The sequence below is a fragment of the Robbsia andropogonis genome (assembly GCF_000970345.1).
GTDB lineage: Bacteria > Pseudomonadota > Gammaproteobacteria > Burkholderiales > Burkholderiaceae > Robbsia > Robbsia andropogonis.
Genome location: NZ_LAQU01000002.1, coordinates 106,140 through 120,913 on the forward strand (window position 1 = coordinate 106,140; position 14,774 = coordinate 120,913).

General features: G+C 60.8%; 11 protein-coding genes. 2 read left to right on the forward strand and 9 right to left on the reverse strand.

The features are described from left to right. Positions 1-50 precede the first annotated feature (50 nt). Entirely contained in the window at positions 51-767 is a 717-nt protein-coding gene (locus WM40_RS02440) for an MgtC/SapB family protein (RefSeq protein WP_046152065.1), read from the forward strand. Between the two features lie 151 nt (positions 768-918). On the opposite strand, the gene WM40_RS02445 is transcribed toward WM40_RS02440, so the two are convergent. The 4 genes from WM40_RS02445 to WM40_RS02460 form a co-directional block, all read right to left on the reverse strand. Continuing rightward, entirely contained in the window at positions 919-1,338 is a 420-nt protein-coding gene (locus WM40_RS02445; protein ID WP_081765084.1) for a RidA family protein, read from the reverse strand. A 181-nt stretch (positions 1,339-1,519) separates the two neighbouring features. Then, positions 1,520-3,253: an efflux transporter outer membrane subunit gene (locus WM40_RS02450; protein WP_157685676.1), complete on the reverse strand. Its 1,734-nt coding sequence runs from the start codon at positions 3,251-3,253 to the stop codon at positions 1,520-1,522. Continuing rightward, positions 3,250-6,354: an efflux RND transporter permease subunit gene (locus WM40_RS02455; RefSeq protein WP_046152066.1), complete on the reverse strand. Its 3,105-nt coding sequence runs from the start codon at positions 6,352-6,354 to the stop codon at positions 3,250-3,252. Before WM40_RS02455 ends, WM40_RS02450 begins: the two co-directional genes overlap by 4 nt. Beyond that, a complete protein-coding gene (locus WM40_RS02460; RefSeq protein WP_081765085.1) occupies positions 6,354-7,658 on the reverse strand; it encodes an efflux RND transporter periplasmic adaptor subunit in 1,305 nt (434 codons plus the stop codon). Before WM40_RS02460 ends, WM40_RS02455 begins: the two co-directional genes overlap by 1 nt. A gap of 715 nt (positions 7,659-8,373) precedes the next feature. Here WM40_RS02460 and WM40_RS31065 point away from each other — a divergent pair. Next, positions 8,374-8,916, forward strand: a complete 543-nt coding sequence (locus WM40_RS31065; protein WP_176026018.1) for an HAD family hydrolase — start codon at positions 8,374-8,376, stop codon at positions 8,914-8,916. Positions 8,917-8,987: 71 nt separating this feature from the next. Here the strand turns inward: WM40_RS31065 and WM40_RS02475 are convergent, their stop codons facing one another. From WM40_RS02475 to WM40_RS02495, 5 genes are all read right to left on the reverse strand, one after another. Further along, positions 8,988-10,325: an ABC transporter ATP-binding protein gene (locus WM40_RS02475; RefSeq protein ID WP_024904849.1), complete on the reverse strand. Its 1,338-nt coding sequence runs from the start codon at positions 10,323-10,325 to the stop codon at positions 8,988-8,990. A gap of 13 nt (positions 10,326-10,338) precedes the next feature. Next, positions 10,339-12,168 carry an ABC transporter permease gene (locus tag WM40_RS02480; RefSeq protein ID WP_024904850.1) on the reverse strand — a complete coding sequence of 610 codons (1,830 nt, stop codon included), beginning with the start codon at positions 12,166-12,168 and terminating at the stop codon, positions 10,339-10,341. Beyond that, complete coding sequence (locus WM40_RS02485) at positions 12,168-12,389, reverse strand: hypothetical protein (protein ID WP_157685678.1); 222 nt, start codon at positions 12,387-12,389, stop codon at positions 12,168-12,170. The genes WM40_RS02480 and WM40_RS02485 overlap by 1 nt, the downstream gene beginning before the upstream one ends. A gap of 708 nt (positions 12,390-13,097) precedes the next feature. Then, positions 13,098-13,832 carry an ABC transporter ATP-binding protein gene (locus WM40_RS02490; RefSeq protein WP_024904852.1) on the reverse strand — a complete coding sequence of 245 codons (735 nt, stop codon included), beginning with the start codon at positions 13,830-13,832 and terminating at the stop codon, positions 13,098-13,100. After that, the gene (locus WM40_RS02495) at positions 13,829-14,761 is read right to left on the reverse strand and encodes an ABC transporter ATP-binding protein (protein WP_236693351.1); all 933 of its coding nucleotides are present in this window, start codon (positions 14,759-14,761) and stop codon (positions 13,829-13,831) included. The genes WM40_RS02490 and WM40_RS02495 overlap by 4 nt, the downstream gene beginning before the upstream one ends. Positions 14,762-14,774 lie beyond the last annotated feature (13 nt).

Here is a 14,774-nt window from a genome sequence, read left to right on the forward strand (position 1 = left end):
AACGGGGGCCCCAGGGCACCTGCAACACGGCAGCACGGCGGAAAACAGTTATGGAAGCAATACAAAACTTTCAGATCGATTCGCTGCTCGACACCTGCATCAGCTTGATCGCCGCGTTCCTGCTAGGCGGCGTGATCGGCCTGGAGCGGCAATATCGGCAGCGCACCGCGGGACTGCGAACGAACGTCCTGGTTGCCGTCGGCGCGGCGGTCTTTGTCGACATGGCCAATCGTCTCGATGGTCATCAAGGCGCGGTACACGTGCTGGCCTATGTGGTGTCAGGCGTCGGTTTCCTGGGCGCGGGCGTTATCATGCGAGAGGAAGGCAATGTCCGTGGCTTGAATACAGCGGCCACCCTGTGGGGATCAGCGGCAGTGGGCGCAGCGGCCGGCGCGGACCTGATCGGCGAGGCGTTGGTCGGGACGTTGGCGGTACTTGCGGCGAACACACTGTTGCGGCCGATCGTCAACTCGATCAATCGCAAGCCGCTGGATGTGGAATCGGTCGAAGTCACCAATACCGTGCATGTGATCGCCGAGCGCCTACATCAGAAGCGGGTCATGAAAATGCTCGAGGATGCGCTCGAGAACAGTGACCACCCCACGCGCGACCTCGACCTGCATGCATTCGGCCAGGATGAGATCGAGATTGAAGCCACGCTGGTGGCAACCTCCGTCGATGGGGACGAGCTGGATGCGCTGGTACAGAAATTAGCGGCCATCCCGGGCGTACGGCAAGCATTCTGGAGTCCAAGCACCACCGAGTAACCTGGCGAGGCCATCGGACGCGTTCGACCCCGGTGCACCGCAGCCCTTAGGAGTCGATCGCCTCAGGCGCAGGCCGACGCCCACGGCTTGCCGTCGAAACGCCGTCGGACCCACGGCACTACTACGCCACGCGAACCCACGGCGCCCCATGTCACGGGCGACGCGCCACCATATCGATCTCGACCACCGCCTTGCGTGCCAAACCGGTGACGCCGATGCAAGTGCGGGCCGGCAGCGGCTTCGGCAGGAAATAAGCCTTGTAGGCCTCGTTCATCGCCGCGTAGTCTCGTTCGAATTCAGTCAGGTAGATCCGCACGCTGACCACGTTGTCCAGCGTCAGCCCGACGCCGTGCAAGACCAAAATCAAGTTGTCCATCACGCGCCGCGTCTGGGCGGTCACGCCCTCCGGCAACGGCGTGGCATCGTTGTCCGGGTCGGTTGGCATCTGCCCGGTCAGAAACACCCACCCATCGGTCTCGACGGCGTGGGAAAACGGCCCCACCGGCGTTGGCGCGTCGTCCACCATCAGGAAGGTCGGCAACAAGGACTGGCGGGCGTGGGTTTCAGACATCTGTTTTCCTTGGTAGGGATGGACGGAAGCGACGGTCGCAAACAGGCGAGTGGCCGCAGCTTCCTTTATTTAACGCCATAAGTATCTCAATTTAAATTTTCTGTTGCAAAGCACGTTGCCGGATCATTCGTCAGGTCCTGCCTCATTGTCAGCGAGGGCCTCTGCAGGCAAGGCTAATGCATCACGCAGCAGGCGCTTCCGCATCGGGAGCGTCGGCCGCTTCTGCCCGTCCGTCCCACCCGCCGCCCAGTGCTTTCTGCAAGCCGATATAGGCGAGCGTCACTGCCACCCGACTGTCGGCCAGCCGAGTACGCGATGCAGCGTGGTCACGTTTGGCAATCAACGTCGCGTCCTGCAAATCCGCCCCTGCCTCGAAACGTGACGTGGCGAGACGCGCAGCCTCCGCATAACGGCCTTCCGCGGCCTCGGCGGCGTCCGCTTCGGCAATCGCGCCGGATAATCCGACCACGGCGTCCTCTACGTCCCGCAACGCCGTCAACACCGCCGACTCATAGGTCAGGAACGCCTGCTGACGCACACTCATCGCCATGTCCACCGCCGCGCGCAAACGCCCGCCGGTAAATAGCGGCAACGAAATCTGCGGGCCGATCCCCCAGCCAATGGACGAGCGACGGGCAAGATCACCGGGACGCAAACCGATGGAATAGAGCGAGCCGACCAGAGAGACCTTTGGCATCCGCTCCGCTTGCGCCACGCCGACTCTCGCCGTCGCCGCCGCGTACTGCCGTTCCGCCACCTGAAGGTCCGGACGCATCAACAGCACGGAAGACGGCACGGCAACCGCGATGGGAAAGGACGGCAATGGCAATGGAGGTGGCGGCAAGACACCTGCGTGCGCCGCCGTCTGTGTCGACATCGAGGCGTGGGACGAAACGTCCGCCAGATCATCCGGTCCCTGTAATGCGGGCAACCAGGTGCCAGGCGCTTCGCCGGTGAGCATCGATAACGCGTGCTCGGCCTGTCGGTATTGCACGGCCCGCGCGATGATGCGGGCCTGCGTGGTTCGCAGGTCCGCATCGAAGCGCAGGCTTTCCAGACGCGACGCCGTGCCCGCCTCGCAACGCGCACGCGTCAGCTTCAGGAGATGCGTGAGCGTGCGGGCGTTATCGCGCTCGATCGCATGTTGCTGCTGGGCAAGGCGCGCTTGCGTGTAGTAACGGACCACATCCCCCACCAATGCCAGCATTGTCGCCCGGTGCTGCCAATGCGCGGCGTCCAGACCATAGCGTGCGGCTTCCGCGGCACGTCGATTGCCGCCAAAGAGATCTACCTCCCAACTCGCTGACAATCCGGCCTGGAGAAACGATATCGGTCCACCCGAGAGCGACGACTGCCCGCCGGAGCCAGCGCCGCTCCCCGCACCGGGGCCCGCGAACGCCATTACCATCGACGGTTGATCCTGGCGTGTGCCACGCGCCGTCGCGGACAACGAGGGCCAGCGTTGCGCCGACGCCTGTCCGTACGCCGCGCGCGCCTCACGTACTTTTTCCAGTGCGATGGCGAGATCGCGGTTACGCGCCAGTGCCGCGCCAACCAGGTCATCGAGCACCGGATCGTTCAACCTCTGCCACCACGGTGCCAGGGACCACGCGTGCATGACATGTTCGTCGTCCACCGCCTGGCGCAGGGCGCGCTGTCCATCATCCAGCCCGGATCGGACGTCCGCCGCGCCCATGCTACGCCACTGCGCCGGCACCGCGACGTCCGGGCGGCGGTAATCCGGCCCAAGCGTGCAGGCACTCGAAGCGACCAAACCAGCAATGGCACTCAATCGACAACCCACACCAATCGCCCGGCCGCCGCGCGACGGCGCCGTTGCCCGCAGCCGCGGTGCAACGCATTGCGCGGATGACACGACCACGCCCGCCTTTTTCTCATTCCCGCGTCCGCTCATGATGCCCTCCGCCGGCAACACGACCGAATGGCGACATAGCAGACCGGCACAAAGAAAATCCCCAGCGCCGTCACCGCGATCATCCCGCCCATGACCCCGATGCCCACGGCATTCTGCGCGCCGGAACCCGCCCCGCGCGAAATCGCCAAGGGCAGCACGCCAACGATAAACGCAATCGATGTCATCAGAATCGGACGTAGGCGCATCGTGGCGGCATCGATCGTCGCCCGCAGCAACGCATGTCCGGCCGCCTGGCGTTGCAACGCGAATTCGATGATGAGAATGGCATTTTTCGCTGATAGTCCGATGATCGTCAGGAGACCGACCTTGAAATACACATCATTACTCTGGCCAAATGCCATCGCCGCAAGAACGGACCCGGCAACGCCAAGCGGCACGCTGAGCAGCACGGCAAACGGTATTGAGCAGCTCTCGTACAGTGCGGCAAGACATAGAAAAACCACCAGGATGGAAATCGCATAAAGGCCGATTGCCTGGTTCCCCGATAAGCGCTCCTCGAACGACAGCCCCGTCCATTCGTGCCCAAACCTTGCAGGCAACGTGGCAATCAGGTGGTCCATTGCAGCCATGGCTTGCCCGGAACTGTATCCCGGTTTCGCGCTACCCTCGATCTGCACCGCGCTATTGCCGTTGTAACGCGCAAGACCCGCGGGTCCGGTAGTCCAACGCCCCTTGGCAAACGACGAAAACGGCACCATCTGGCCCTGCACATTTCGGACATGCCACTGATCGAGTTGCTGCGGCTGCATGCGGAATGGCGCGTCGGCCTGGATAAACACACGCTTGACCCGCCCTCTGTCAATGAAGTCATTGATATAGCGACCACCCCACGCCGACGACAGCGTGTGATGAATCTGCTCGATCGGCACACCGAGCGCCTGCGCTTTTGCGTAATCGATATCCACGGTAAATTGCGGCGCATCGTCCATTCCCGTGAAACGCACATGGCTTAATACGTCCGATTGCGCCGCGGCAAGCAGCAACGTCTTGCGCGCCTCGTCGAGCGACGCGCCACCTTCACTATTCCGGTCCATCAGATACATGTCGAAGCCATTCGACGTCCCCATTCCCGGAATACCCGAAGGCGACAGCGCGAACACCTGTGCATCGCGCCATGTTGCAAATACGGCATTGGCGCGCGCTACCACCGCAGCGGCAGAGCGCGTGGCCGCGCCGCCGCGTTCACCGAAATCGCGTAGCTTGACCCAGACAGCCCCCATGTTCTGGCCACTCCCGGCGAAACTCCACCCCTCCACTGTCAGCACGCCTTCGACGTTTTCCGATTCATTCTCCCGATAATGATCGGTGATGCGCTCCAATACAGCGCGCGTGCGGTCCGTGACAGCGCCCGGCGGAAGTTGCACCACGGTAAAAAGCGAGCCTTGATCCTCCTCCGGTACAAAACCCGACGGCAAGCGGGCAAACAACCATCCCACGCAGACGACGATGACGACAAACACGACCAGCACGCGGCCAGTGTGTCGAATACCCCGCACCACGCCCTGGCGATAGGTTGTTGTCGCACGATCGAATGCCGCGTTAAACCATCGGAAAAAACGCCCCTTTTCGCTTGATTGATGCCCCGGCTTCAGCAACACCCCGCAGAGCGCCGGCGTCAACGTCAACGCCACCGCCAAGGACAACAACATTGCCGCAACGATCGTGACGGAAAACTGCCGATAAATCGCACCGGTCGAACCGGCCATGAATGCCATCGGCACGAAAACCACGCACACGATCGCCGTGATGCCCACCAAGGCGCCGCCGATCTGACGCATCGACCGCTCGGTGGCCTCCCGTGCCGGCAGCCCGGTCTCCGCCATCACCCGTTCGACATTTTCAACAACCACGATGGCGTCGTCCACCAGCAGGCCGATCGCCAGTACCAGCGCGAACATGGTCAACGTGTTGATCCCATAGCCGAATACCGACAACACGGCCATCGTGCCAAGCAGCACCACCGGAATAGCCAGCGTTGGGATCAACGTGGCGCGCAGGTTCTGCAAGAACAGCCACATCACGAGAAATACCAACACTGCCGCTTCGACAAGTGTCTGCACTACTTTCACGATGGACAGTTTGACGAAGGGTGTCGTGTCATATTGGTAGACAACCTCGACGCCTGGCGGCATGGCGTCTCGCAAACGATCGAGCGTCTCATACACGGCACTGGCCGTCGACACCGCATTCGCGCCGGTCGCAAGGCTGATACCTATCCCGGATGTCGGCTTGCCGTTATAACGCACACCGAATGCATAGGTTTCGGCACCGATTGCCACCCGGGCAACATCCTTCAACTGCACGATCGCACCGTCATCAGCCCGCTTTACGATCACGGCGCCGAATGCCTCCGGCGTACGCAACTGCCCCCGCGCGGTCACCGTTACATTCAATTGCTGACCCGGTACGGCAGGATGCGCACCCAGTTCACCAGCGGCAATTTGCACGTTTTGCGCCAACAAGGCCTGTTCGACATCGTCGGTATTCAACGCGTAGCGTGCCATGCGATGCGGATCCAACCAGATGCGCATCGCATAACTCCCACCGAATTGGCGGATATTGCCCACGCCCGGCACGCGGCGTATCACGTCGCTCATCGCGCTGCCGACGTAATCATCGAGATCCGTTGCATCGCGTTTTCCGTCGGTCGATACGAAAGCCACCACCATCAGGAAATCGGAGGACGCCTTGGTCACCTGCAAGCCGGTACGCTGCACGATCGCAGGCAACTGCGCCGTGACCAGTTGCAGCTTGTTCTGGACCTGCATCTGCGCCACGTCCGCGTTTGTGCCCTGAGCAAAGGTCAACGTAATGTCGCTTCCGCCCTGGCCACTGGAACGCGATGACATGTACATCAAGCCATCAAGCCCGTTCATCCCCTGTTCAATGACACGCGTCACCGCATTCTCGAGCGTCTGCGGATCGGCGCCGGGATACGACGCGGAGATCGCGATGGTCGCGGGGGCAATTTCAGGATATTGCGCAATGGGAAGCACGCGCATCGCCAACAGTCCCACCAGTGAAACGATCAACGCCAGTACGCACGCCAGCACCGGGCGGCGAATAAAAACACCCACCATCAGGATTGCCCCTCAATCCCTGCCGGCAACGCCAGGAGCCCGCTTCCGGGATCAATCCGCACTTCTTCCACGGCGACGGTCGCGCCTTCACGGACATGCATCTCCCCCTCGACGATCAATAGCGTGCCAGGGGTGATCCCGCCGTTCACCAGCCAATCGTTGCCATAGGGTTGTGCCTGTGGCAGCGTGCGTTGCTCGGCTTTGCCATGCACGACGACCCAGATCGACGGTTCGCCGCGCGCGTTTCGACTGACCGCCCGTTGCGGCAGGAGATAGCCATCTCGCAGTGTCCCCGCCGTCACATTTGCGCGAACATACATGCCAGGCAATAACGTGCGCTCCGGATTGTCGAACACGGCCCGCAGCGCGACGGTGTCCGTATCGAGCGCCACGCGCGATTCCGTCAAATCCAGACGCCCGGTCTGGGGATACGGCTCGCCGTCGGACAACGTCAACGTCACCTTCGACGCCTTGCCGGTCAGGGCACCGGACTGTTCAAGCGTGCGGCGCATGCTCCGCAACTGCTCAGACGATTGACGTAAATCGACGTAGACCCGGTCGATCCGATGAATGCGCGTCAGCGGCTCAACCTGTTCCGCCACCACCAGCGCGCCGGCACTGACGTTGGATCGATCGATATAACCGCCAATTGGCGCACGCACGACCGCGAAGTCGCGATCCAGTCGCGCTCGGCGTTGTGCCGCTTGCGCCGACGCCAGTGCAGCCTCTGCCTGTGCCAGCGTCGCCACCGCCTGATCGTGCACTTGTCGGCTTGTCGCACCGGATGCGAGCAAGCCACGCTCCCGTGCGAGTGTCGACCGCGCCAACGGTACCGCTGCGCGGGCACCGGCCAGGGCTGCCGTCGCCTGTTCATACGCCAGTTCGTAGCGTGCGGGTTCGATTTGGTAAAGTGGCTGTCCGGCCTTCACCAATGCCCCTTCCACGAAACAACGACGCTGAACGATACCACTCACCTGGGGACGTACATCGGACGTTTCATAGGCCAGTACGCGGCCAGGCAGGACCATGGAGATCGGCAGTACCCGCGGCTGCAAACGGAGCACGCTTACCGTTTTCCCAGCGCCATCATGCTTGCTGGGCGTCGCGCGTGCCGACACCGCTGGCGCTTTTGTCGAAGACGCTGGAGAAGACGATGAGGCCACCTCGGATATCGCGGCCTTGGCAGGATCGGAAGCCGATTCCAATGGTGTGGTAGTCGCGCGCTCCGATCGACATCCGGATAAGAATGAAAGGATAACCGCCGCGATGAATGCAGTCAGTTTTAATGCAACAGCGTGTTTCATGCCCTATCCAAAAAGACGTCGCGCCATCCATTGATTTATCGGAAGCAATGGATATGACAGGACAACGATGAGCTAACGATTTTTTCCTTCGTACCCGCCTGTCGCAGCAGACTGCGACAGGCGGGTAGTAGCGTATTGTTAGGCGCCACATCATCACGCATTACTGACTATGCATCTGATCGCAACTTCGTTTTGAAAACGTCATCTTCGCCTGTTTGCGACCGATGGCACAATCAGCCATATCCGAAACGGGGTGAAGCAAAACGAAAGCGACGTGGGACTGGACTGGATAGCAAGAGCGAGCGGCGAGTTCGACGCTTAAAGCGCGATGCGCGTGCATCTATAGAGACATCACGCTGGATTAGTATATTTGCACGCCCTTACATCCTCGAACAAGGGGATACGCGTGAATATCGATAAGGTCATCGTGATGGATTGGGATAACTGTATTTACGATGCATATGGGACGCATCACGCCCAGCTACATCACGCCATAAGCAAGGTAGCAAGAGATAAGTCAGAGGAAATCCCACCTATTCTGAGCGCAAGTCTCGCGCTGGAACAGGGTTGCGTCTCTTATTCAACGCACGATGAACATGCCCCACTTCTCGCGATGAACCACGACGCATTCCGCCATTATTGCAGCACACATGCGAGCGCATCGAAAAAATCGGTTGTCGAGGACTTTCTCAGTTGCACGTTGCCCAAAACGACGTTGCATGAAAAAGCCAATCTGACAAAAGCAATTCTTAATCAGCGCGATGACGATGCGCGCGCATGGTTGAAGCAACCCTGCAATCAACTGCTTGAATCAACGCCTTCCACTACAGCACACGCGATGCTTTGCGGCGGCGCCCTCACTTTTCTCGAAAAACAGCGAACCCCTTGCAACCGTATTATTCTGATAAGCAATACGGAACAAGAACAGCTCGACGATGAAGTGCGTCAGATGGGCGTGACAGGATTTTTTGATGTCGTGTCCGAGTTGCAGTGCGCTCCCGGGAGACGCTCCGAGAGCGATGCGAAACCAGATCCCACGCGACTGCTCGACAGTCTAAGCCGCTTATCAATTTCAAGCGCTGTACCCATAACGGCGTATGGCGACAAAGAACATGACATCTTGCAATGCGCCGTGCTCGCAGAGCGCGGACGGCATGTCGAGGGAGTGCTTATCGCGCCAGCGGATCCTCGATTGGGGACGACGATCAGGCTGGCAGGCATCCCCACGCGAGTGGTGGCGGACATCGACGGCCAGTAGAAGGACGCCGGGGGGCATATCCATTCTTGGGTATGCCGGACGTCCTGCACCGGCTGACACCGCGACTCGGGTCAGCCTTCGACGTCAGCCAGGCTGAACACTTCGGTCTGGTCGTTATACGAGAAGATTTCCGCGTAGCGACTCCAGTCGATCACCGTGTCGAGCGTTTCTTCCGCGGCGCTGTCGGACAACACGTCCTCCAACTCCTGGGCGAAACGCAGACGCGGCGCACGATGGCCCGGCCGCTCGTCGAGCACACCCCGGATGCGGGTCGCCAGCGGCACATGACGCAGCAAGTGCTCCGCGAAAAGCTGCTTGCGTGCCTGCGTATCGCCATCGACAAACGCACGGCCCGATGCCGTCAGGATGATATCGCCTTCACGCACATCGGCAAACGCCAGAATCTGCAGCAGCTCCGCAACCGGGAACAGCTCATCGACTTCGAGCTGCAATGAGCGCGCAATTTCCGGCATATCGGCGCGACCGTTGTACGGCGCGGCCGCCAAGGTCTCGATCAACCCCGCCATCAAGTTTGTCGATACCGTGGGCAAACGGCTGCCCAACGTCAACTCCTTCTTGCCGCCCGCATCGCCGGCCCGGCTGGTCATGCGCGCGTAGATATCGTCGACCAGACGACGGAACACCGGGTCCAGGCGATTACGCGGATGCATGAACGGCACTTTGATTTCGGCGATCACGCGACCCGGATTCGATGACAGCACCAGAATGCGGTCGCACATGAACACCGCCTCCTCAATATTATGCGTCACGATCAGCACGGATTTGATCGGTAGCTTGCGCTGCGACCAGAGATCCAGCAAATCCGTCCGCAGCGTCTCCGCGGTCAGCACATCCAGTGCCGAAAATGGTTCATCCATCAACAAGATCGTCGGGTCGATGACCAACGCGCGTGCGAACCCGACGCGTTGCCGCATACCGCCGGACAATTCGCGCGGATAGGCATTCTCGAAGCCATCGAGGCCGATCAAGTCGATCGCGGCCAACGCACGGCGCCGACGCTCACGGGCATCGACGCCTTTTGCCTCGAGCCCCGCCTCGACGTTTTGCAGCACGGTCAGCCAGGGAAACAGCGCGAAGGTCTGGAAGACCATCGCCACGCCCTCCGCGGGGCCCTTCAACGGCTTGCCCTTGTATGTCACGTCGCCGCTGGTGGGCGCGATCAGGCCCGAGATGATGCGCAACAACGTCGACTTGCCCGAGCCCGAACGACCCAGCAATCCAACGACCTCGCCTTCATGCAGTGCCAGGTTGACCCCGTCCAGCACCAGGCGGTCGCCTTGACCGGCCTTCACGTCGCCGAATCCACGCGTGACGTCCTTGACTTCGAGAACTGGCGGATCGAGCAACATCGACGCTGCGGCGGTACGGTTTTGATGTGGTGTATTCATTTTTCTATCTCCTTCAATCCAGCCGCAGGCGTGACGCCGCGTACACATAAAGCGGACGCCAAAGCACCCGGTTGAACACCACGACGAAGATCGACATCATCGCAATCCCGAGAATGATCTTCGGGAAATCGCCGGCGGCCGTGGTTTCCGCGATATACGCACCCAGACCATGGGCGGAGAGACGCGTGCTACCCCACTCGACATATTCCGATACGATGCTCGCGTTCCATGCACCACCCGAGGCCGTGATCGCGCCCGTGATGTAATACGGCAGGATGGCCGGAAGCATGGCCTGACGCCACCATTGCCAGCCGCGGATGCCCAGGTTGGCGGTGACCTCGCGAAAATCGTTCGGGTAGGCGGTCGCTCCGGCAATGACGTTGAACAGGATGTACCACTGCGTGCCGAGCACGATCAACGGCGATAACCAGACATCGACGTTCAAGTGGAAGCGCACGATCACGACGACGAAGATCGGGAACAGCACGTTCGCCGGAAACGCCGCCAGAAACTGGGCCAGCGGCTGGATCTTTTCCGCCCAGGCGGGCCGCAGTCCGATCCATACGCCCACCGGCACCCAGATCAGCGACGACAAGGCGATCAGGACAATCACCCGCACCATCGTGATCAGCGCCAACCCGAAGACATGAAACACCTCGTCAAGGGTGACGCCGGTCCGGACAAACAGCACCACCCGCGCCATGACATAGAGGGTCAGCACGACAAGCGCGCAGGCCCAGACAATATCGCCCGGCTTGCCGATCGCCCAACGGCGGAGCACATCGATGGTCTTCGACCCAGCGGCTTCCCGCGACGCGGCGCGCACCACGTCGCGCGCCGCGTCGAGGTGCGCATTGCCACGCACCGGACGCCAGGCCATCGGCCAACGGGCGATGGCGCCAAGCATCAAGGCCATCGGGAACAACGCTTGCCGGATCAGCCGTGTGCGGCGAATCAAGTCGAGCACCCAGGAACGGGGTGCCGTACCGGAACTGGTGTTCTCCATCCGGAACTTGTCGGCCCAGGCCACCAGCGGGCGAAACAGTAACTGATCGTAGGCCAGGATCACGACGATCATCGTGGCGACCACCCAGCCAACCGCGGCCAGGTTACGGTGTGCAATCGCCAAGGACAGGAACGAACCCACGCCGGGCAACGTAATCGTATGATCGCCCACCGTAATCGCTTCCGCCGCGACGATGAAAAACCACCCGCCGGACATCGACATCATCATGTTCCAGATCAGACCCGGCGTTGCATAAGGGGCCTCAAGCTTCCAGAAACGCTGCCAACCACTCATTTGCAGATTGCGGGTGACCTCGTCCAGATCGTTCGGCACCGAACGCAAGGACTGGTAGACGCTGAATGCCATGTTCCACGCCTGACTGGTCCAGATCGCAAAGATGGCCGCCAGCTCGGCCCCCATCACGCGCGTGGGAAACAGTCCGATGAAAAAGGTCACCGTCAACGATACGAAACCGAGAATGGGAACCGATTGCAGGATATCGAGCGCCGGCACCAGCAGTTTCTCGGCACGGCGGCTCTTGGCCGCCATCGCGCCGTAGACCAAGGCGAAGACGACCGACGCCACCATCGCCGCCAGCATTCGGAGCGTGGTGCGCAACGCGTATTCGGGCAGGTTCCACGGATCGAGCGAGACGGCCTGGGTCTGCAAATTAGACACCGGCGCCATGGTTTCGTGGAATCCGACGGCAAACATCGCAATCAGGCATAGCATCAGCGGAAAGGCGCAGGCATCCCACCGATTGGGCAGCAAGCCACGCAGCGTACCGCTCACGCGTGATACGTGCGGCACCGGGGGTATATGGAAACGGAACGACATCAACGAACTCCCACAGCGTCTTGGGCGGGATTGCCGGAAGCGCGAACGGCAATGCGGAGGCGCGGCTTGGTGTCGTCCAATGCACGGCGCGCGGGAGAGGCCGCGTGCGCGAGCGTGGCGGCACGTGCCGGAAAGTCGGCGGCGGCACCGGCCGGGGTGAGGGCCGATGCGTAAAACGAAGCAGACACGGAGGTATGTGAAACCAACAGGCCGAAGAACATCATGGTGCTCCTAGCGTCATGCAAGACGCCTATCGCCGGAAAGCCTGTAGTCCGGCGACGTCGCTGCAGACGTAGGTCCAGGAGACTCCCGGTACCAGACGGCATGTCGACGCGGACTAGCGGCTTTCCTCAATCATTGAGAAAAAGGGCAGAACGTTCGGTATGGGACTACTGTCACCGTCGGTCATGGCCGCTCCTGGTAGGTTGATGAAACTTCACAAAAACAAAAGGAAACGATGAACGCTGCGCATCGACGATCTTGCATGGCGAGGTCCGTGAAGACGACGATGCACGACGACCAGGGTGCACGACACAACGCTCGATTCATCTGGACGGTATCCAGGAAACGAGACAGGTATCGATAAAGCGCGAAGAGAGAATCCGGGAATCGGCAAGGACCCAGGTTTAGACCAGGAATGCCATCGGAACTACGGCGCGCACCGTCCACCAGATTTGGCGGGACAGTGGCGTAAGGAAAAAGCAAGGGAGCCAGGTGTCCTGCCAATCAGGCAGCACTACAGATCGAAGATCGACAACTGCAACTGTCCAAGGCATCCGCCCCTTTCGTGAAGATGGCGCGATTGTACTGATGGTTTGGGAGACTGGTCAACAGGCGAATGCAGAACATTTAACGCATGTGCGCCGTACACGACGCTGTCACGGCAATGATGTAATGGCGACGAAAAACGACGCCATGCGCTCGCCTCGCTACAGGGCCGCCTTCTCTCCACCGCCCAGGTACGCATCGCGGATGCGCTGGTCGTTCAACAGATCCCGTGCCTTGCCTTCGAGCGCAACCTTGCCGGTCTGCAGCACATAGCCGTAGTGCGCGATTTCCAACGCCAGGCTTGCGTTCTGTTCCACCATCAGGAACGTCACGCCCTGCCGGTTGATCGTATGGATCATCTCCAGCACCTTGTCGACGAACAGCGGCGACAACCCCATTGTCGGTTCGTCCATGCAGATCATCTTTGGCCGGCTCATCAGCGCGCGTGCCATCGCCAGCATCTGTTGCTCGCCGCCGGACAAGGTGCCCGCCTTCTGCGTCAACCGTTCTTTCACGCGCGGAAAGAGATCCAGCATCCGGGCATAGTCTTCGTCGATTTCGGCGCGGTCGCGACGCGTGAACGCGCCCATCAGCAGATTCTCACGCACCGTCATCTCACCGAACAAGCGACGTGACTCGGGCACCGACCCCATGCCCCGCCGGATGATTTGCGGCGTGGTCAGGTCATTGATTGACTGGCCATCGAACGTGATCGTGCCCTTGCGTGGCTTGTGCAGCCCGAGCGCGATCTTCATCGTCGTCGACTTGCCGCTGGCATTCCCACCCAGCAAGCTGACAATCTGGCCTTTGCGCACCTCCAGATTCACATCGAAGTGCACCTGCACCGGGCCATAGAAGGTATCGATATGTTCGAGTTTCAACATCACGTCGCTCATACGGCGTCCTCCCCGGCCCGTGCCTTTGTGAAACGCGCGTCATCGAATACGGCGTCGACGCCGGTGTCGCGCGACCCGCCTTGCCGATCGACCCCTGCCTGCCCCGCTTGCGCCCCCCCCACATGCCGATGCCCGAGGTAAGCCTCGATGACGCGTGGATCGTTTCGTACTTCATTCGGGCGTCCTTCGGCGATCTTGCGACCGTTGTCCAAAACGATTACCCGATCCGATAACTGCATGACCATATCGAGCTTGTGTTCGATCAACAGGATGGTGATGCCGCGCTCGCGAAGTTTTTGAATCAGCACAAGCACTTCCGCGGTTTCGCTTTCGTTCATCCCCGCGGTAGGCTCATCCAGCAGCAATACCTTCGGGTGCGATGCCAGGGCCCTTGCAATCTCCACACGCCGCCGGTTCGCATACGAGAGGCTATGCGCCGCCTGTTCGATCCGCGGTGTCAAGCGCTCGCCAAAAAAAGTAAGGATCTCCTTCACCTCCTCACGCAAGGCCGCTTCCTCTCGCCGTTGCGCCGCGGACGACACCAGCGCGCGAAGCAGTTCCGCAATCGCACCAAGCAACGGCCAGCCCTTGCGCGCCGCCCGTAGACGGGAATGCGCGCCGATCAAGACATTGTCGAATACTGTCAGATTGCCGAACACCCGCCCATGCTGAAATGTCCGGGCCAATCCGAGCGACACCAACGCTTCCGGCTTCAACCGGCCGATGTCCTCCCCAACGAAATGCACACTGCCTTCGTCGAGCGAATCCAGATTGGTGATCAGATTGAATAGCGTCGACTTACCGGCGCCGTTCGGTCCGATCACGCTAACCAGTTCGCCTTCATGCAGCGTCAGACTGACGCCGTCAACCGCGGTCACCCCGCCGAAGCGGCGGCGCACGTCTTTTACCTCAAGCATTACCTTTGACATCGTGGCCATCCTT

Bases quoted from the DNA above. Each gene is read 5' to 3' on its own strand.
- WM40_RS02440 (WP_046152065.1), top strand. From the start codon at position 51: ATGGAAGCAATACAAAACTTTCAGATCGATTCGCTGCTCGACACCTGC.
- WM40_RS02445 (WP_081765084.1), bottom strand. From the start codon at position 1,338: ATGTCTGAAACCCACGCCCGCCAGTCCTTGTTGCCGACCTTCCTGATG.
- WM40_RS02450 (WP_157685676.1), bottom strand. From the start codon at position 3,253: ATGAGCGGACGCGGGAATGAGAAAAAGGCGGGCGTGGTCGTGTCATCC.
- WM40_RS02455 (WP_046152066.1), bottom strand. From the start codon at position 6,354: ATGGTGGGTGTTTTTATTCGCCGCCCGGTGCTGGCGTGCGTACTGGCG.
- WM40_RS02460 (WP_081765085.1), bottom strand. From the start codon at position 7,658: ATGAAACACGCTGTTGCATTAAAACTGACTGCATTCATCGCGGCGGTT.
- WM40_RS02475 (WP_024904849.1), bottom strand. From the start codon at position 10,325: ATGAATACACCACATCAAAACCGTACCGCCGCAGCGTCGATGTTGCTC.
- WM40_RS02480 (WP_024904850.1), bottom strand. From the start codon at position 12,168: ATGTCGTTCCGTTTCCATATACCCCCGGTGCCGCACGTATCACGCGTG.
- WM40_RS02485 (WP_157685678.1), bottom strand. From the start codon at position 12,389: ATGTTCTTCGGCCTGTTGGTTTCACATACCTCCGTGTCTGCTTCGTTT.
- WM40_RS02490 (WP_024904852.1), bottom strand. From the start codon at position 13,832: ATGAGCGACGTGATGTTGAAACTCGAACATATCGATACCTTCTATGGC.
- WM40_RS02495 (WP_236693351.1), bottom strand. From the start codon at position 14,761: ATGTCAAAGGTAATGCTTGAGGTAAAAGACGTGCGCCGCCGCTTCGGC.